The sequence below is a fragment of the Aeromicrobium piscarium genome (assembly GCF_007421815.1).
Lineage (GTDB): Bacteria > Actinomycetota > Actinomycetes > Propionibacteriales > Nocardioidaceae > Aeromicrobium > Aeromicrobium piscarium.
Genome location: NZ_VLNT01000032.1, coordinates 1 through 17,219, shown reverse-complemented (window position 1 = coordinate 17,219; position 17,219 = coordinate 1). Strand labels below are relative to the sequence as shown.

Below are 17,219 nucleotides of genomic sequence, written 5' to 3'. Positions count from 1 at the left end.
TCTGGTGAGTGCACACGAGCCCCGCAGCGGATCGACCGACAGATCCCGTTAAAGACCCTCAGTCAGTCAGTCGCTGAGTCAGGACGACCGCTGCGGGGCTCACCCACATCATCACTGTCAGTCGGCGGCGACCGACTTGCGCAGGCTGTGCAGGAACAGGCTGCGGACCTCGCCGCGGGTGTGCACGGCGAACCGCGTGTGGGCATTGGCCGAATAGAGCAGGGACCAGAGCAGGTCGCTGATCCACGCACCCGGCAACACCGGGTCGATCGAGTGATCGGCATGCCCTCGGTCGACGATCGTCCCGACGATCTCGTCCTCCTCGAGGGCGTCGAGGACCTGCTCGTCCTCGGGCATCAGGAACCACCACCCGAGGATGTCGAGACGGTCGAAGAGTTCGGTTGCCAGACGCATCAGCGCCTCGAGTCCGGTGCCGTCCTGCGGCCGTGCCTCCTCGGCGGTCCGGGCGTATTCCTCCTCGACGAAGCTGCCGACGGCGGCCTCGAGGGCGGGGCGGTCCGCGAAGTAGCGGTGGACGGTGCTGCGGGCGACCTCGGCCGCTTCGCCGATCTCGCGCATGCTCGCTCGGCGGTTGCTGCCCAGGACGCGGATCGCCGCGAGGAGGATGGCGTGGCGGGTACGGTCCTGGGTCGGGGTGCTCACTCCGGCAGGCTACCAAGGTGTCCCTTTATGCGCCCGATTCGTCTCAGTTAGGACACCTATGTCTTAATAGTGAGCATGGCTGGCCCACGATCGCGTTTCTCGGTGCTCTGGTCCTTCGCGCGTCCGCATCGCGCGACCCTGTTCGTCGCCCTGGCCCTGGGCCTGTTCGCCTCGGGGATGGAGCTCGCGACGCCGTTGGTGACCAAATGGGTCCTCGACACGCTCGCGGCGGGCGGCTCGATCACCGGACCGGTGTCGGCGCTGCTCGGCCTGCTCGTCGTAGGGGCGGTGATCAGCTGGAGGCAGTGGATCCTCCTGGGCACCCTCGCCGAGGACATCGTCTTCGACGCGCGACGCCACATGATCGGCCGGTTCCTCTCCGCGAAGGTCCTGCCCCTGCTTCGGCGCCCGACCGGCGAGCTGGTGACTCGGATGACCAGTGACTCGGTGCTCATGCGCGAGGCGGCGTCCTCGAGCCTCGTCGGCCTCGTCAACGGCAGCATCGTCCTGGTCGGGACGCTCGTGCTGATGGCGGTGCTCGACCTCGTGCTCTTCGCCGCCACCCTCGCCGCCGTGCTGGTCGTCGCCGTCCTGTTCGGACTGCTCATGCCGGCGATCGCGAAGGCTCAGGAGCAGGCGCAGGGGGCGCTCGCCGACCTGGGCGTGGGGACCGAGGGCACTCTGCGGGCGATCAAGACGGTCAAGGCGGCCGGTGCCGAGGAGCGGCAGCGAGAGCGGCTCTTCGACGACGCCCGGCGCGCTCGCGAACACGGGGTGCGGGCGGTGCGCCGCGAGGTGGTGGCGTGGACGATCGCCTGGACGGGGATCCAGGCGGCCATCATCGTGATCCTGGCGCTCGGCGCCGCGCGGGTCGCGGCGGGCGAGATGGCGGTCTCGACGCTGGTGGCCTTCCTGCTCTACGCCTTCGGCTTCATGGGACCGATCACCGAGCTCAGCCAGAACATGACCGCGTTGCAAGCCGGGATCGCCGCGGCGGGCCGTATCCGCGAGATCGACGAGCTCGAATCCGAGCCTCGCAGCGGTGTCATCGGCGCTGAGCCGTCCGGTGGCGGGATCGCCCTGCGCGATGTCAGGGCCCGGTATGGCGCGGATGCCGACCCGGCTCTCGACGGTGTCTCCATCGAGGTGCCCGAGCGCGGGCATATCGCCCTGGTCGGCCCGTCGGGTGCCGGCAAGACCTCGGTGCTCTCGACGGTGCTGGGCTTCCTCGAACCCGAGGACGGCGACCTGCGGATGGGGGACACGCCCTACGGGTCGCTCTCGCCAGCACAGGTCCGCAGCCGGATCGCCTATGTCGAGCAGGAGACGCCCGTGGTGCCCGGGACCATTGGCGAGAACCTGCGCTTCGTCAATCCCGAGGCGTCCGACCAGGCGGTGGATCGCGTGCTGGCCGAGCTCCGACTCGATGAACTCATCGAGCAACTGCCCGACGGTCTCGACACCCCGCTGACCGACACCTCGGTCTCCGGCGGTCAGCGGCAGCGCATCGCCGTCGCGCGGGCCTTGCTAGCCGACCCGGAGGTGCTGCTGCTCGACGAGGCCACCGCACAGGTCGACGGCATCACCGAGGCGGCGATCCATCGGGCGATCCGGCGCCAGGCCGAGCGCGGTGCCGTGCTCACGATCGCGCATCGGCTCAGCACCGTGGTCGACGCCGACGAGATCATCGTGATGGAACACGGACGGGTCGCGGCGCGCGGCTCGCACGAGACCCTGCTCCAGACCTCGGACCTCTACCGCCAGCTCGTCGCCGCCCTCGTCGTCCCGACCGGCTGACCGCTCTCGTCGACTGGTGGTGGGACTCGGTGTCGGTGGGCGCCTCGCTGGGCGGTGACCTACGCACGTCTCGACGGCTTCGAGGGGTGCATAACCCACCGCCCAGCGTGTCGAGGGGTGCGTAACCCACCGCCCAGCCGAGTGAGGGGTGTGTAGGTCACCGCCCAGGGGCGGGCCGGGGAGGTCAGGTGGTGAGCAGGGAGTGAGCCAGGGCGCCGACGGCCTCGGACTCGACGAGGAAACCGTCGTGCCCGTACGGCGAGACCACCACGTCCAGCTCCGCGCAGCCCGCGATGCCCTCGGCGAGCTCGCGCTGCTGGTGCAGCGGATACAGGCGATCCGAGTCGATGCCCGCCACCAGGGTGCGGGCCGTGATCCGGCCGAGCGCGGCGGCGATGCCTCCGCGCCCGCGACCGACGTCGTGACTGTTCATCGCCTCGTTGAGCACGATGTAGGAGTCCGCGTCGAAGCGTTTCACGAGCTTGGCGCCGTGGTGCTGGAGATAGGACTCCACCGCCCAGCGTCCATCGGGCTGCACAGTGCGGCCGAAACGCTCGGCGAGCTCGAACTCACTGCGATAGGACAGATGCGCGACCCGGCGAGCCAGATCGAGTCCGGCTTCGGGGCCGGCGGCGCGGATGATGTCGTTCTGCGTGGTCGCCAGCCCGATCTGGTCGGCCGACGCCGCGGCGCTCGTGGCCAGCAGGAACAGGCGCTCGACGCGGCCGGGATGCTCGATCGCCCACTCCAGCGCCCGCATGCCACCCGCCGATCCGCCGATCACGCTGTGCCAGGCGTCGATGCCCAGCGCATCGGCAAGGGCGACCTCCGCGGCCACCTGATCGCGGACGGTCACGGCAGGGAAGCGGGATCCGTAGGGCCGCCCCTCGGGGTCGAGGCTGAGGGGCCCGGTGGAGCCCCGGCAACCGCCGAGGATATTGGCGGCCACGACGAAGAACCGGTCCGTGTCGATGCCGCGACCGGGGCCGACGACATCGCCCCACCAGCCGCCCTCGCCGGTGACGATGTGGTCACCGGTGAGGGCGTGCAGGACGAGCACGGCATTGGAGCCGTCGTACTCGCCCCAGGTGGCATAGGCGAGGCGGACCTCCGGCAGGACCTCACCCGATTCGAGGGTGAGGTCGCCGATCGCCTGCTCGTGGGTCACTTGGCCGCGCGGAATCCTGCGTCGAGGTCGCCGAGGATGTCCTCGATCCCCTCCAACCCGACCGCCAGACGCACGAGACCGGGTGTCACGCCGGCCGCGGCCTGCTCCTCGGCGGTGAGCTGTGAGTGGGTCGTCGAGGCCGGGTGGATCGCCAGGCTGCGGACGTCGCCGATATTGGCTACGTGACTGTGCAGGTCCAGCGCGTCGATGAATCGACGGCCGGCGTCGATGCCGCCGGGCAGTTCGAAGGTGACGATGGCACCGGAGCCCTTCGGCGTGTACGTCTGCGCGAGCGAGTGATACGGGCTCGAGGGCAGGCTCGCCCAGTGCACCGACGCGACGTCCTCACGGGCCTCCAGCCATTCCGCGACGCGGCGGGCGTTCTCGACATGGCGCTCGACCCGCAGGCTCAGCGTCTCCAGCCCCTGCGCCAGCAGCCAGGCGTTGAACGGAGCGATCGCGGGGCCGACATTGCGCAGGTACTGCACGCGCAGCTTGGCGATGTACGCCGCCGCGCCGAGCGCCTCGGCGAACACCAGGCCGTGGTAGCTCTCATCGGGGGTCGTGAATCCCGGGAACTTGTCGCCGTGCGCGCCGTAGTCGAAGGTGCCGCCGTCGATCACGACGCCGGCGATCGCCGTGCCGTGACCGCCGATGTACTTGGTGGCGGAGTGGATCACGGTGTCGGCACCGTGCTGCAGCGGGTTCAGCAGGTAGGGGGTCGCGACGGTGTTGTCGACCAGGAAGGGGACGCCGACCTCGCGGGCGACCGCCGAGATGGCCTCCAAGTCGAGGACGTCTCCCTTGGGGTTGCCGATCGTCTCGCCGAAGAAGGCCTTGGTGTTCTCCTGCGTGGCATTGCGCCACTGCTGCGGATCATTGGGCTCCTCGACGAAGGTCACGCGGATGCCGAGCTTCGGGAAGGTGTGCCGCAGCAGGCTGTCGGTCCCGCCGTAGAGGCTCGCGGAGGCGACGATGTGGTCGCCCGCCTCGGCGACATTGGTGAGGGCGCCCGTGGTGGCCGCCTGTCCCGAGCTGAACAGCAGCGCGCCGACGCCGCCCTCGAGCGCGGCGAGACGCTGTTCGACCACGTCCTGGGTGGGGTTCATGATGCGTGTGTAGATATTGCCCGGCTCGGCCAGGCTGAACAGGTCAGCGGCGTGCTGGGTGTCGCGGAACTCGTACGACGTCGTCTGATAGATCGGCAGGGCCCGGGCCCCCGTGGTGGGGTCGGCGGTCTGGCCGGCGTGGATCTGCTTGGTCTCGAACGACCAGTCTTCGCTCGTCATGTCTGCTCCTTCGGCTCGCGAACCTGGACCGAGCGTGACAGATATTCCACCACGTGAGCAACTGTCTCGCGATGCGGTCGAGCTGTCCTGGTCCGCTGAGGGGTGCACATTCGCCCTTGGAACGCCCGAAACCGGGCGAAATTGCACCACTCGGCGGGTTCGGAGAGGAGGGCGGGCGGGGAAGAGCGCAGGGTTCGGAGCGGGCTCAGGGGACGATGAGGGCGCTGTCGCGCAGGTCGGTGACGAGCATGTGGCCGGGCGCGTGGCCGATCGCCAGCGGTGGTCGCGAGGCCATGACCGCGGCCTGGGGCGTGACGCCGCAGGCCCAGAAGACGGGCACCTCGCCGTCGTGGATCGTGACAGCCTCGCCGAAGTCGGGTGCCGAGAGGTCCGCGATACCGAGACCTGCGGGATCGCCGACATGGACGGGAGCGCCGTGGACGCTCGGGTACCGCGAGGTGATTCGCACGGCGTCGGCGACGCACTCGGCGGGCACCGGCCGCATCGACACGACGAGCGGGCCGTGCATCCGGCCCGCGGGACGGCAGCCGCGGTCGGTGCGGTACATCGGTACGTTGCGGCCCTCCTCGATGTGCCGCACCGGCACTCCGGCCTCCAGGAGCGCCGCCTCGAAGCTGAAGCTGCACCCCACCAGGAAGGCCACGAGATCGTTGGCCCAGGCATCGGTCGCGTCCGCCACCTGCTGGACCGGCTCGCCGTCGAGGTACACCTGATACGCGGGCACATCGGTACGGATGTCGCCGTCCTCGCCCAGCAGCGGCCCGGTGAACTGCCCGGGCTCGAGCACGTCGAGGATCGGGCACGGCTTCGGGTTCCGCTGCGCGAAGAGCAGGACGTCGAAGGCGTAGTCGTGCGGCACCGCGATGAGATTCGCCTGCGCATAGCCCGCCGACCATCCGGCGGTCGATGTCACCAGGCCCTCGCGAAAGCGGCGTCGGGCGTCGGCGGGGGACACGTCGGCGAATGACACGGAGGCTCCTCTCAGGCCCAGGTGAAGCGGACCTTCTGCCCGGGGCGCAGCTGCGCGGCGCGGTCGACGTCCTCGTCGACGACGACCGCGACGACCGGATAGCCGCCGGTGACCGGATGGTCGGCGAGGAACAGGACCGGCTCGCCGCTCGGCGGCACCTGGATCGCGCCGCGGGCGGCTCCCTCGCTCGGCAGCTGCCTGTCCTGCTCGGCATGACGCAGCGTCGCGCCCTCGGGCGGGTTCAGTCGCGCACCGACGCGGTTCGCCTTGTCCGAGACGGTCCACGTGGTCTGAGTGAGGTGCTCGGCGTCGGCCAGCCAGTCGTCGCGCGGGCCACGGACCGCGCGGAGGGTCACCCCGTCCTCGTCGAAACCGGCGACAGGGGCAAGGTCGGTGGCCGGCAGCTCGCCCGCGCCGCGTCCCACGGGCAGCCGGTCGCCCTCGGAGAGCGGCTTCGGGCCGATCCCCGACATCGTGTCGGTGGCGCGAGAGCCCAGCACTGGCTCGACGTCGATGCCGCCGCGCACGGCGACATAGGCGCGCAGCCCTGAGGCGGCCTGGCCGAGCGTCAGTGTCGCTCCGGCGCGCAGGGTATGGCGGGCGTTGAGTCCCATCGGCACGGGGCCTTCGCCGTCGTCGATCAGCACCTCGACCCCGGCCCCCGTCACCGCGACCTCCACGGCCTCATCGGTACGCAGGCTGAGCCCGCCGATCAGCACCTCGACGGCCGCGAGCGCCTCGTCGTTGCCGACGAGCCGCTGCGCCAGGGCGAAGGACCGTCGGTCGGCCGCGCCCGAGCACCCGACACCCATCGCGGCGTAGCCGGGGCGGCCCAGATCCTGCACGGTCGCTTGCGGCCCGGTGGCGAGCACCTCGAGCGTCGTCATCGGCCGACCTCCACGAAGCGCACCCGGTCACCGGGCTGGAGCAGCGCGGGCGGATCGCGGTCGAGGTCGAACAGGGTCGCGTCGGTGCGGCCGATGAGCTGCCAGCCGCCGGGAGACTCGCGCGGGTACGCACCGGAGAAGGTTCCAGCGAGCCCCACCGAGCCGGCCGGGACGGCGGTGCGCGGGTCGTCGCGGCGGGGCACCTCCAGTCGTTCGTCACCGCCGGTCAGATAGGCGAAGCCGGGGGCGAAGCCGCCGAATGCCACCGTCCAGGGCCGTCCGGTGTGCGCCGCGATCACCTCGTCGCGCGACAGGCCGGTGAGTCGGCACACCTCGTCGAGGTCGGGCCCGTCGTACACGGTGGGGATCTCGACCGGCTCGCGGTCCTCGTCCGCCTCGGTGTCGCGCGGGGTCAGCCCACCGAGGGCTTCGCGAATCCGGCCCAGCTGCTCGGGCGTGCTCGCTGTGACGAGCACGGTCCGGGCCCCCGGGACGATGTCGAGCGCACCGAGGTCCGCCTCGGCGATGGCAGCCGCCCACCCCACCGGCTCCTCGCCGTCGTCGAGGTCCAGCAGCAGGGCGCGGTCGCCGTAGGCCAGGGCCCTCATCGGAAGGTCTCCACCGTGACACCGGCATCGGCGAGCGCTTCGCGTACGGCTCTGGCCATCGTGACGGCGTCCGGGCTGTCGCCGTGGACGCAGACCGAGTCCACGGACATGCGGATGACCGTGCCGTCCACGGCTTCGACGACCCCCTCGGTGACCATCTGGACGACTCGCGCGGCGACCGAGACCGGGTCGTCCAGCACCGCGCCCTCCTCGCGCCGCGAGACGAGGGTGCCGCCGGGTGTATAGGCGCGATCGGCGAAGGCCTCGTAGACCGGCCGCAGGCCCCGCCGCTCGGCCTGCGCGAGCAGCTCGGAGCCCGGCAGTCCGAGCACCGGGAGGCTCGGATCCACCGAGGCGACCGCGTCGACGACCGCGCCCGCGTGCTCGGCGTGGTGCACCGCGGTGTTGTAGAGCGCGCCGTGGGGCTTGACATAGGTGACGCGCCCGCCCGCCGCCGCGGCGAGCGCCTGCAGGGCGCCGATCTGGTAGACGACATCGTCGGTCAGCTCGCGGACCGTCGCGTCGACGAAGCGGCGGCCGAAGCCCGCCAGATCCCGATAGCCGACTTGCGCGCCGATCGCGACTCCCTGCTCGACTGCCCAGCGGCAGGTGCGCGCGATCGTCGTCGGGTCACCGGCGTGGAATCCGCAGGCGACATTGGCGCTCGACACCAGACCGAGGATCGCCTCGTCGTCGCCGAGCTCCCACCGGCCGAAGGACTCGCCCACGTCGCTGTTGAGGTCGATACGCATCCGATCAGCTCCAGAGATCGCTCAGGCCGCCGAGTGAGTTCCACCCCAGATAGAGGGTGAGCAGCCACACGAGGAGGCCGGCGACCTTCAGCCACATCGGGTAGCGATACCCGCCCAGCAGATCACGTCTCGCCCAGGCGATCCACAGCACCACCGTGAAGCCGATCGGCAGGATGAGCCCGTTGACGGCGCCGGCGAAGATCAGCAGCGTGACGGGCGCGGCCCCGAGCGTCACGAAGGCGATGGCGCTGACGGCGATGAAGCCGACCGTCAGCAGGTTCTGGGTGCGGTCCGAGGTCGCGGTGGTGCTCATGAACGAGACCGAGGTGTACGCGGCGCCGATGACCGAGGTGATCGACGCCGCCCACAGGATGACGCCGAAGATGATGAGACCGGCATCGCCGATCGCCGACTCGAAGGCGCTCGCGGTGGGGTTGTCGGAGGCCAGCTCGATGCCGCCGGCGGTCACGCCGAGGATGGCCAGGAACAGCAGTACGCGCATGACCCCGGTGACGAGGATGCCGTAGACCGAGGTGCGGGTGATCTGACCGACGTTCTCCGGCCCGGTGACCCCGCTGTCGAGCAGCCGGTGGGCGCCCGCGTAGGTGATGTAGCCGCCGACCGTGCCGCCCACGATCGTGGTGATGGCCAGGAAGTCGATCGTCTCGGGCACCACGGCGTTGCGCAGCGCCTCGCCGAGCGGCGGACGAGACACGATCGCGGTGTAGAGGGTCATCGCGATCATCAGCACGCCCAACGCGACCACGACGCGGTCGAGCGCCACGCCGGCGCGCTTGCTGAGGAAGATCGCGATGGCGATCACCGCCGAGACGGACCCGCCGATCCTCGGGTCGACGCCGAGCATCGCATTCGTGCCGAGGCCGGCACCGCTGACATTGCCGATATTGAAGATCAGCCCGCCCGACACGACGAGCACGGCGAGCAGCCAGCCGACCCCGGGCAGCACCTCGTTGCCGAGCTCGTGCGCGCGGCGCCCGGCCACGCCGACCACGCGCCAGACGTTCAGCTGCACGGCGATGTCGATGACGATCGAGGCGACGATCGCGAAGGCGAAGGCCGCGCCCAGCTTGACCGTGAAGTCGGTGGTCTGGGTGATGAAGCCAGGACCGATGGCGCTCGTGGCCATCAGGAACATGGCCCCGAACAGCGCTGTGCGGGCCGAGCGCGGCTTCTGCTGGCTGCCGGAGTCGTCGGCGGTCATCGGGCTCTCCCGTCACCAGGGGTCTCGTGCGCGATGAACGCGATCGTAGTCGGGTCCTATCCCGTTCGCTCGGCGCCGAGGATGTCAGCTCTCGACGGGATCGTGCCCGGGATCAATGCATCGTGAAGGGCTGTCCGGTGGACTCCATGACGCTGAGCCAGAGATCGCCATCGGGGTTAACCCGCTGCGTGCGCTTGGTGACCTCCTCGATCGGCACGTGCGCGAAGCGGTGACGAGGGCGACCGACGACGATATCGGTGCGACCGGCCATGGCCGCGTGGACGGCGACCTGCGCCAGTCGGGTGCAGTACACCGAGTCCGCGGCGTCCGCGGGAACCGAGCGGATCAGATAGCCGGGATCGAAGTGCCGCAGCGTGAGCGGCATGCCACGGTCCTTGAAATCGCGGGCGATCCGAGCGCGCAGGAGACCGGAGAAATCGCCGAGGACCTGGTTGCCGCTCGCGTCGGTGCGCCGGCTGGCGGGGATGAGATCCTGCCCGGCGCCCTCGGCCAGCACGATCACCGCGCTGCCGCGCTCGCTGACGCGCTTGGCCAGCTGTGCGAGCAGACCGTTCTCGCCGTCGAGGGAGAACGGCACCTCGGGGATCAGCACGAAGTCGGCATCTTGATAGGCGAGGGCGGAATAGCAGGCCACGAAGCCCGCGTGGCGTCCCATCACCTTGACGACCGCCACACCCCCGACCGCGGCATCGGATTCCACCCGGGCCGCCTTGATCGACTCGGCGGCCTTGGCGTAGGCGGTCTGGAAGCCGAAGCTGGTGCCGATGAGCGGGATGTCGTTGTCGATCGTCTTCGGCACGCCGACGACGGCGATCGACAGCTCGCGGCGCGCGATCTCCTCGTGGATCGCGTGGGCGCCGCGCATCGAACCGTCACCGCCGATGACGAAGAGGATGTCGATGCCGCGATCGACCAGCGTGTCGACCATGACACCGACCTCCTGGCTGCCCCGCGAGGAGCCCAGCACGGTGCCGCCGCGCTCGGCGATGCTCTGCACGAAGGAGGGCGTGAGCTCGATGGGATCGGGTGCCTGACCCGGAGCGAGCCCCGCATAGCCGTTGCGGAAGCCGGTGACATCGGTGACGCCGTAGTGCTCGAACAGCTCGAGCACCAGGGCGCGGATGACATCGTTGAGTCCGGGGCACAGGCCGCCGCAGGTGACGATGCCGGCCTTGGTGGTGGCCGGGTCGAAGAAGATCTTGCGGCGCGGTCCGCCGGGCTCATAGGAGGGGACCTCGTCGAGCGGGACGTCGCCGCGCGAGGCGAGCAGGCTGATGGTGTCGTCGATCAGGACGCGGTCGTCCTCGGCGACGTAGTAGGCATTGGTGGCGCGGTGGGCCACGTACTCGGCGAGGGGGGAGTCGTAGCGCGCCTCGCCGAGGGAGCGGACCTGCAGGTCCGCAAGGCTCATGTCGTCGTAGGTCACCACACCCCAACGGTAGCCGACATCGGGACCGTGCAGACAGGAGTCCGCGTCCGTGCGTGGGGCTGGGCACGTGAGGTGTGGTGGACGGTTCTCGCACGTATTCTGGGGATATGGCCCGATCCGCCCGGTCTCCTCGCGCGTCGCGCTGGCCGTCGCGGCGCCGGCCGTTGCGCGCAGTGCACGCCGATGCGGTGCTGCACGAGGACCCGAGCTCCCGCGCCCGGCTGATCGGCCGTGGCGCCCGGCTCGCGGTCAAGCCGTTGCTGCGGCTCGCGCCGATGGACGACCGGATGTTCGCCCGCCTCCGTTCCCTGGACCGGTACCGGCCCGGTCGCCCGGCCGAGGGGATCAGCGCCGTGGAGGTCGATCTGGACGGTGTGCGCGCGGAGTGGATGGAGCTCGAGGAAGGGCCCAGCAGCGATCTGACCCTGCTGTACTTTCACGGGGGAGGCTTCTTCACCGGCAGCATCAACTCGCATCGCAGCATGTGCGAGCAGCTGGTGCGCGACACGGGCGGTGCCGTGGTGTCGGTCGACTACGTGATGCTCCCCGATGGCACGATCGCCGATTCGGTCGCGGACGCGATGACGGCCTACGAGGCGGTGATCGAGCGGGTGAGCCGGCCCGACAGGATCGTCGTCGGCGGCGACTCCGCGGGTGGGTACCTCGCGATGAAGGTGGGCGAGCTGAGCACCCGCCGCGGCATCCATCGTCCGGCCGGACTGATCGGCTTCTCGCCGCTGCTGAGCCTGGACCCTGAGCGCGAGGACAAGAATGTCGTCCGGGTCTCGCCCATGCGCGAGGCCTATCTGCCGGTCAAGCGCACGCCCCGCATGCGCGAGCGCTGGCTGCCTGATGGCGCGGTGATCGAGGGCTTCGCCTCGCCGCTGCACGCCGCGGCCTATATCGAGTCGCCGGTGCATCTGGTCGCGGTGGAGGATGAGATGCTCCGCCCGGAGACCGAGGCCTTCGCCCTGCTGCTGACTGACAAGGGTGTCGACGTGGAGGTGCACCTGTGGCGTGGGCAGGTGCACGCCTTCGTGTCGCTCGTCGACGTCCTTCCCGATGCGCGGGTCGCGGTGCGTCAGGGTGCCGACTTCGCCCGGCGTGTGATCGGCGACCTGGTTGAGGAACCGGTGACCGACCCCGACACCCAGCCCGAGGATCTCTCCGGCCACCTCGCCAGCTGACCTCCGACTCCCGATCGCGGTGGGTGGTCAACCACGGGCGCGCGTGGGCGGTGAGTAGGCGTCCTTTCTCGATGGTGAGCGGTGGGTGAGCGTCCGTTCGCCTGTGCGGATGGACGCTGTCTCACCGCCCGGCCCGTCAGTGGTTGACCACTCACCGCGATATGGGAGGGCAGGTTCTCGGTGACTGGTGAACCAGGGACCCCGTTGAGAACGTTGACGACGCACCGACTTCGGGAGTGGTCCCATTGCGCTGAGTAGTCAACCACCCCTCGCCAACTTACCGGCAGTGTTGACTGTTTCTTCTGGGCGCGCCATGCTGGGCGACGTGACCGAGGCAGAGATCCCGACGCGGATTCCCCAGGAGGAGCGGACGCGCCAGATGCGTCGCCGACTCCTCGAGGCGACGGTCGACTCGCTCGTCGAGCTCGGCTGGTCGGGCACCACCACCACCGTCGTGAGTCAGCGGGCCGGCGTGAGTCGCGGCGCGCAGCTGCATCATTTCCCGACCAAGCACGACCTCGTGGTCGCCGCCGTCGAGTTCATCACCGAACGTCGGCGCAGTCAGATGGACGCTGTGCTGGCCGACCTGCCCGTCGAGGGCCGCACTCGCGCGGTGCTCGAGGCGCTCAGTGCGCAGTTCATCTCGCCGGTCTTCTTCGCCGCCCTCGAGCTGTGGGTCGCCGCCCGCACGGACGAGAGCCTGCGTGCCGAGGTCGACGATCTCGAACGGCGCATCGGTCGCGAGACCCACGCGCACGCGGTCACGCTGCTCGGCATCGACGAGAGCCGGGGCCGTAATCGGCAGCTCGTGCAGGCCACCCTCGACCTTGTCCGCGGTCTCGGCCTGGCCGCGACGCTCAGTGACGACTCGATGCGCCGGACCGCGATCCTCGACGCCTGGGCCATCACCCTCGACCATGAACTGGAGCGCTGACATGACCGTCCTCGACTCGATCCTCGACGACCTCGCCGCGGAGAGCCTGCAGCTCGACGGGTGGGTCGCCGGCCTCCCGCTCGCCGGGTGGCAGACGGTGACCACCCCGGAAGGGTGGACTGTGGCCCATCAGATCGCCCATCTGCACTGGACCGACGAGGCCTCGGTCGAGGCGATCACCGATCGCGCTGCCTTCGAGGAGCTGATGCGGCAGGCCGGCGAGAACCCGACGGGCTTCGTCGACGAGGCCGCCGACGAACTCGCCTTGGAGCCGCCCGATCAGCTGCTGCGTGCCTGGCGACAGGGGCGTGGCGCGCTCGCCGAGGCGCTGACCTCGGTGCCCGAGGGCGAGAAGGTGCCCTGGTTCGGGCCGCCCATGAGCCCCGCCTCGATGGCCACGGCGCGGTTCATGGAGACCTGGGCACACGGCCACGATGTCGCCGAGGCGGTCGGGATCGAGGTCCCGCGCAACGATCGGGTGCGGCATGTGTGCCATCTGGCGGTGCGGACCCGCGGGTTCGCCTATCTCATGCGGGGCCTCGAGGCGCCCGATGTTCCGGTGCGAGTGGAGCTGACCGCCCCCGGTGGGGAGCGATGGGAGTGGGGCCCGGAGGACGCCGCCGAACGGGTGACCGGGGATGCCTGGGACTTCGCGCTGCTGGCGACGCGGCGACGCCATCGCGACGACGTGGACGTTCAGGCGGTCGGTGACCACGCGAACCACTGGCTCGATATCGCACAGACCTTCGCGGGGCTGCCGGGCAACGACCCCAAGCGCCTTGCCGACCGCTGACCCCTCGCCCCGGTCGAGGGGGATATCTCAGGAGATGACTGAGGCGAGTGCGAGGAAGGCGACGAGGGCGGCAACGAAGACCGCGGTGCGCACGGTGCCGATGCGGAGCTGTCGGCGTTGGACTTCGGTCATGTACTCATGATAGTTCGCCAGGTGGCTGCGCGCCATCGGGGAGGGCGGATTAAAGTGTTCGGCATGCCGAACACTTTACGGTGGGGAGGGCTGGCAGCAGCCCTCGTTCTGTCCGCCTGTGCCCCCGCCGTCTCCGGCGAACCGGCCGACGAGCGCCCCGTGGTCCTCTCGACGTTCACGGTCACGGCCGACATGATCGAGGCCGTCGGCGGCGATGCGGTGCGGGTCGAGTCCCTCCTTCCTCTGGGAGCCGAGGTCCACGGCTACGAGCCGACCCCCGGCGATCTGCGCCGCGCGGCGGATGCCGACCTCGTCATCGACAACGGGCTCGGCCTCGAGGCCTGGTTCGAGCAGTTCATGCAGCGCCTCGACGTGCCCCGAGTGGCCGCTGCCGAGGGGATCGAGCCGATCGCGATCGACGGCACGGACGAACCCAATCCGCACGCGTGGATGTCACCACGCGAGTCCGCGGACTACGTGGACACGATCGAGCGGGCGCTCATCGACCTGGTCCCCGAGGCGCGGAAGGAGATCACGGCACGTGCCGACGGCTATCGCGCAGAGCTCGCGGCCATCGAGCAACGACTCGTGGAGGCAGCGGCCGAGGTGCCCGTCGAGCGGCGCATCCTCGTCACATGCGAGGGCGCCTTCTCCTATCTCGCGCGCGACGCCGGGCTCCAGGAGGCCTATCTGTGGCCGGTCAACTCCGAGCATCAGGTCACGCCCAGACGTGCTGCCGCACTCGACGATCTGCTGACCCGGCGCGATGTTCCGGCGGTGTTCTGCGAGTCCACGGTGTCGAGTCAGACGATGCGCCAGCTCGCTGCGGCGACCGGCACGCCCTTCGGGGGCACGCTCTATGTCGACTCGCTCTCAACGGCGGACGGCCCGGTGCCGAGTCATCTCGAGCTGGTGCGCCATGCCGCCGATCTGATCGCCGAGGTCCTACGATGACCGCCGTCGAGGTCGAGGAGGCGACCGTCCGGCGCGCGCGACGCACCGTGTTGCGGGATGTCTCGGTGCGGGTCGAGGCCGGCCGGGTGTGCGCGCTGCTCGGGATGAACGGTGCCGGGAAGAGCACGCTCTTCGATGTCATTGCCGACCGGCTCCCGCTCGCCGGCGGGTCGATCGAGGTGCTCGGCGCCACGCCCCGCAAGGCCCGCCGGGCCGGGCGGGTCGGCTATGTCGTACAGAGCGAGCGGATCGACCTCGACTTCCCGGTGACGGTCCGCGGGGTGGTCTCGATGGGCATCGCCTCGCGACGTGAGGCCCGACAGCGGACGGACGATGCCATCGAGCGCGTCGGTCTGCAGGACCTCGTCGACCGGCCCCTCGGTCGCTTGTCCGGAGGGCAGCGCAAGCGTGCCTTCCTGGCCCGTTGCCTGGCCCAGCGAGCCGAGCTGATCCTGTTGGACGAGCCCTTCGCGGGAGTCGACCGGCCGAGCGAGCTCACCTTGCGGCAGGCGATCGGCGACCTCGCCGCCGATGGCAACACGGTGATCGTCTCCACCCACGACGTGCGGGAGCTGGACACCTGGTGCGATGACGCGATCGTGCTGGCGGGCCGGGTCGTGGCGTCCGGCCCAGTCCGGGAGACGGTGACGGCCGAGCGGCTGGCGCAGGCCTTCGGTTGGGAGGGGTCGGCGTGATCGAGATGTTCTCCTATGAGTTCATGCAGGTCGCGGCGCTCGTCGCCGTGGCCGCTTCGGTGGCCTGTGCGCTGCTCAGCTGCTGGATCGTGCTGATCGGCTGGTCGCTCATCGGGGACGCCGTCTCCCACGCGGTGCTGCCGGGAGTGGTGCTCGCGTACGCGGTCGGCGCCCCGTTCACGGCCGGTGCGCTGCTGTTCGCCTTCATCGCGGTCGGCCTGATCGCACTGGTCCGCCAGGGACCGACCAAGGAGGACGCTGCGATCGGGGTCGTCTTCACGACGCTGTTCGCGCTCGGTCTCGTCCTGGTGTCGGTGGTGCCGAGCCACCTGGACCTCGGGCACATCCTCTTCGGTAACGTCCTGGGCGTCAGCGATGCCGAGGTGGTCCAGGTGGTCGCGCTCGCGACCATCGTCGCGGTGGTGCTGGTGGTCCTGCGCGGGCCGCTCACGATGTACGCCTTCGATCCGGTGCACACCTACATGATGGGTCGGTCCCCGCGGCTGCTGGCGGGCGTCCTGCTGACGTTGCTGGCGGTGACGGCGGTGGTCGGGCTGCAGGCCGTCGGGGTGGTGCTCGTCGTCGCGCTGCTGATCATCCCCGGTGTCACCGCGCGTCTGATGACCGACCGGATCGGGCGCATGCTGATGATCGCCCCGGCGATCGCGGTCGCGGCCACCGCGGCCGGACTGACGGCGAGCTTCGTCCTCGACGTCGCCCCGGGAGGCATGATCGTGCTCGGTCAGTCGGCGGTCTACGTCCTGGTCTATCTCCTCGCGCCGCAGCGCGGCGTCCTGCCGCGCCTCGCGCGCCGGAACCGCGAAGTCCCCGCCTGAGCCCGGCAGCGGCGGTAGCTGGCCAACCCTTCCTCGTCGGTGGAGGTAGGCGATCAACGCCATGGGCGAGGTGTGAGGTTGACCGTCTACCGCCGATCCAGTCGAGAGCCGTAATCTGGAGGGGTGCACCCCGACGAGTTGACCGCGTCCACCCAGGACTATCTGAAGGTCATCTGGACGAGTCGCGAGTGGCACGACGAGCCGATCTCGTCGCGTGCGCTCGCGCAGCGGCTCGGCCAGTCGCCGTCGACGGTCTCCGAGACGGTCAAGAAGCTCACCCAGCAGGGTCTGCTGACCCACGAGCGCTACGGGGACGTCGAGCTGACCGAGGACGGTCGCCGAGCCGCACTCGCGATGGTGCGCCGGCACCGGCTCATCGAGACCTTCCTGGTGGACTACCTCGGGTACTCGTGGGACGAGGTGCACGACGAGGCCGAGGTGCTTGAGCACGCGGTCTCCGACCTGTTCATGAGCCGTCTCGCGGTGGCCCTCGGTGATCCGCAGCGCGATCCCCATGGTGATCCCATCCCCACCGCCGAGGGGCGGCTGCCCGAGCTGGACGCCCGCCAGCTGTCGGAGGTCGATGACGGTGAACACGTGCGAGTGGTGCGGGTGTCCGATGCTGACCCAGCGCTGCTGCGGTTCCTCACCGAGCAGGGCATCGGCCTGGACGTGTTGCTGGATGTGAACGAGCGGCATCCCTATGCCGGCACGATCAAGGTGACGCGCGACGGCGAGGAGCTCGACCTCGGGCTGCCCGCGGCCGAGGCCATCTGGGTCACCACGCGCTGAGCCCTGCGCTCGCTCGGGCGGTGGGTCAGCGTCCCACCACCCCGCGCGGTGGACGCAGACTCCCCGCGC

Annotated in this window: 17 protein-coding genes; 8 read left to right on the top strand and 9 right to left on the bottom strand. The window is 70.2% G+C overall.

Annotated elements, in window-relative coordinates; translation table 11 throughout:
* Window positions 1–117: 117 nt before the first annotated feature.
* Window positions 118–663: a TetR/AcrR family transcriptional regulator gene (locus FNM00_RS18300; protein WP_143914971.1), complete on the bottom strand. Its 546-nt coding sequence runs from the start codon at window positions 661–663 to the stop codon at window positions 118–120.
* 75 nt (window positions 664–738) lie between these two features.
* On the opposite strand from FNM00_RS18300, the gene FNM00_RS18295 reads away from it, so the two are divergent.
* Entirely contained in the window at window positions 739–2,460 is a 1,722-nt protein-coding gene (locus FNM00_RS18295; RefSeq protein ID WP_143914970.1) for an ABC transporter ATP-binding protein, read from the top strand.
* 184 nt (window positions 2,461–2,644) lie between these two features.
* Here FNM00_RS18295 and metX read toward each other — a convergent pair whose 3' ends face one another.
* The 8 genes from metX to FNM00_RS18255 all read right to left on the bottom strand — a co-directional run bounded on the left by metX (window position 2,645) and on the right by FNM00_RS18255 (window position 10,827).
* Entirely contained in the window at window positions 2,645–3,628 is a 984-nt protein-coding gene (gene metX / locus FNM00_RS18290) for a homoserine O-acetyltransferase MetX (RefSeq protein WP_246065237.1), read from the bottom strand.
* Window positions 3,625–4,917 (bottom strand): bifunctional o-acetylhomoserine/o-acetylserine sulfhydrylase, encoded by a 1,293-nt coding sequence (locus FNM00_RS18285; protein WP_143914968.1) that lies wholly within the window; start codon window positions 4,915–4,917, stop codon window positions 3,625–3,627. Before FNM00_RS18285 ends, metX begins: the two co-directional genes overlap by 4 nt.
* Before the next feature lie 205 nt (window positions 4,918–5,122).
* Window positions 5,123–5,908, bottom strand: a complete 786-nt coding sequence (locus FNM00_RS18280; RefSeq protein ID WP_221933819.1) for a putative hydro-lyase — start codon at window positions 5,906–5,908, stop codon at window positions 5,123–5,125.
* 11 nt (window positions 5,909–5,919) lie between these two features.
* Window positions 5,920–6,795, bottom strand: coding sequence for a 5-oxoprolinase subunit C family protein (locus tag FNM00_RS18275; RefSeq protein ID WP_143914967.1), 876 nt, complete (start codon window positions 6,793–6,795; stop codon window positions 5,920–5,922).
* Window positions 6,792–7,403: a 5-oxoprolinase subunit PxpB gene (gene pxpB / locus FNM00_RS18270; RefSeq protein WP_143914966.1), complete on the bottom strand. Its 612-nt coding sequence runs from the start codon at window positions 7,401–7,403 to the stop codon at window positions 6,792–6,794. The genes FNM00_RS18275 and pxpB overlap by 4 nt, the downstream gene beginning before the upstream one ends.
* Entirely contained in the window at window positions 7,400–8,155 is a 756-nt protein-coding gene (locus FNM00_RS18265) for a LamB/YcsF family protein (protein WP_143914965.1), read from the bottom strand. The genes pxpB and FNM00_RS18265 overlap by 4 nt, the downstream gene beginning before the upstream one ends.
* A 4-nt stretch (window positions 8,156–8,159) precedes the next feature.
* Entirely contained in the window at window positions 8,160–9,377 is a 1,218-nt protein-coding gene (locus FNM00_RS18260; RefSeq protein WP_143914964.1) for an NRAMP family divalent metal transporter, read from the bottom strand.
* A gap of 112 nt (window positions 9,378–9,489) precedes the next feature.
* Window positions 9,490–10,827 carry an ATP-dependent 6-phosphofructokinase gene (locus FNM00_RS18255; protein WP_246065236.1) on the bottom strand — a complete coding sequence of 446 codons (1,338 nt, stop codon included), beginning with the start codon at window positions 10,825–10,827 and terminating at the stop codon, window positions 9,490–9,492.
* Window positions 10,828–10,934: 107 nt separating this feature from the next.
* Here FNM00_RS18255 and FNM00_RS18250 point away from each other — a divergent pair, with 107 nt between their 5' ends.
* The 7 genes from FNM00_RS18250 (at window position 10,935) to FNM00_RS18220 (ending at window position 17,150) form a co-directional block, all read left to right on the top strand.
* The gene (locus FNM00_RS18250; RefSeq protein WP_143914963.1) at window positions 10,935–12,014 is read left to right on the top strand and encodes an alpha/beta hydrolase; all 1,080 of its coding nucleotides are present in this window, start codon (window positions 10,935–10,937) and stop codon (window positions 12,012–12,014) included.
* A gap of 325 nt (window positions 12,015–12,339) precedes the next feature.
* Window positions 12,340–12,948: a TetR/AcrR family transcriptional regulator gene (locus FNM00_RS18245; protein WP_246065235.1), complete on the top strand. Its 609-nt coding sequence runs from the start codon at window positions 12,340–12,342 to the stop codon at window positions 12,946–12,948.
* Window position 12,949: 1 nt separating this feature from the next.
* Window positions 12,950–13,741, top strand: coding sequence for a TIGR03084 family metal-binding protein (locus FNM00_RS18240; RefSeq protein ID WP_185973245.1), 792 nt, complete (start codon window positions 12,950–12,952; stop codon window positions 13,739–13,741).
* 195 nt (window positions 13,742–13,936) lie between these two features.
* Complete coding sequence (locus FNM00_RS18235; protein WP_143914961.1) at window positions 13,937–14,827, top strand: metal ABC transporter solute-binding protein, Zn/Mn family; 891 nt, start codon at window positions 13,937–13,939, stop codon at window positions 14,825–14,827.
* Complete coding sequence (locus FNM00_RS18230) at window positions 14,824–15,522, top strand: metal ABC transporter ATP-binding protein (RefSeq protein ID WP_143914960.1); 699 nt, start codon at window positions 14,824–14,826, stop codon at window positions 15,520–15,522. The genes FNM00_RS18235 and FNM00_RS18230 overlap by 4 nt, the downstream gene beginning before the upstream one ends.
* A gap of 5 nt (window positions 15,523–15,527) precedes the next feature.
* On the top strand, window positions 15,528–16,358 hold the full coding sequence (locus FNM00_RS18225) for a metal ABC transporter permease (protein WP_143914973.1): 831 nt from the start codon (window positions 15,528–15,530) through the stop codon (window positions 16,356–16,358).
* A gap of 123 nt (window positions 16,359–16,481) precedes the next feature.
* The gene (locus FNM00_RS18220) at window positions 16,482–17,150 is read left to right on the top strand and encodes a metal-dependent transcriptional regulator (RefSeq protein ID WP_246065234.1); all 669 of its coding nucleotides are present in this window, start codon (window positions 16,482–16,484) and stop codon (window positions 17,148–17,150) included.
* The last annotated feature ends 69 nt before the right edge of the window (window positions 17,151–17,219 follow it).

What these genes read in the sequence shown, in the direction of transcription:
- FNM00_RS18240 (WP_185973245.1), top strand. Translation starts at nt 12,950, where the DNA reads ATGACCGTCCTCGACTCGATCCTCGACGACCTCGCCGCGGAGAGCCTG.
- FNM00_RS18260 (WP_143914964.1), bottom strand. Translation starts at nt 9,377, where the DNA reads ATGACCGCCGACGACTCCGGCAGCCAGCAGAAGCCGCGCTCGGCCCGC.
- pxpB (WP_143914966.1), bottom strand. Translation starts at nt 7,403, where the DNA reads ATGAGGGCCCTGGCCTACGGCGACCGCGCCCTGCTGCTGGACCTCGAC.
- FNM00_RS18250 (WP_143914963.1), top strand. Translation starts at nt 10,935, where the DNA reads ATGGCCCGATCCGCCCGGTCTCCTCGCGCGTCGCGCTGGCCGTCGCGG.
- FNM00_RS18285 (WP_143914968.1), bottom strand. Translation starts at nt 4,917, where the DNA reads ATGACGAGCGAAGACTGGTCGTTCGAGACCAAGCAGATCCACGCCGGC.
- FNM00_RS18235 (WP_143914961.1), top strand. Translation starts at nt 13,937, where the DNA reads ATGCCGAACACTTTACGGTGGGGAGGGCTGGCAGCAGCCCTCGTTCTG.
- FNM00_RS18265 (WP_143914965.1), bottom strand. Translation starts at nt 8,155, where the DNA reads ATGCGTATCGACCTCAACAGCGACGTGGGCGAGTCCTTCGGCCGGTGG.
- FNM00_RS18230 (WP_143914960.1), top strand. Translation starts at nt 14,824, where the DNA reads ATGACCGCCGTCGAGGTCGAGGAGGCGACCGTCCGGCGCGCGCGACGC.
- FNM00_RS18295 (WP_143914970.1), top strand. Translation starts at nt 739, where the DNA reads ATGGCTGGCCCACGATCGCGTTTCTCGGTGCTCTGGTCCTTCGCGCGT.
- FNM00_RS18275 (WP_143914967.1), bottom strand. Translation starts at nt 6,795, where the DNA reads ATGACGACGCTCGAGGTGCTCGCCACCGGGCCGCAAGCGACCGTGCAG.
- FNM00_RS18225 (WP_143914973.1), top strand. Translation starts at nt 15,528, where the DNA reads ATGTTCTCCTATGAGTTCATGCAGGTCGCGGCGCTCGTCGCCGTGGCC.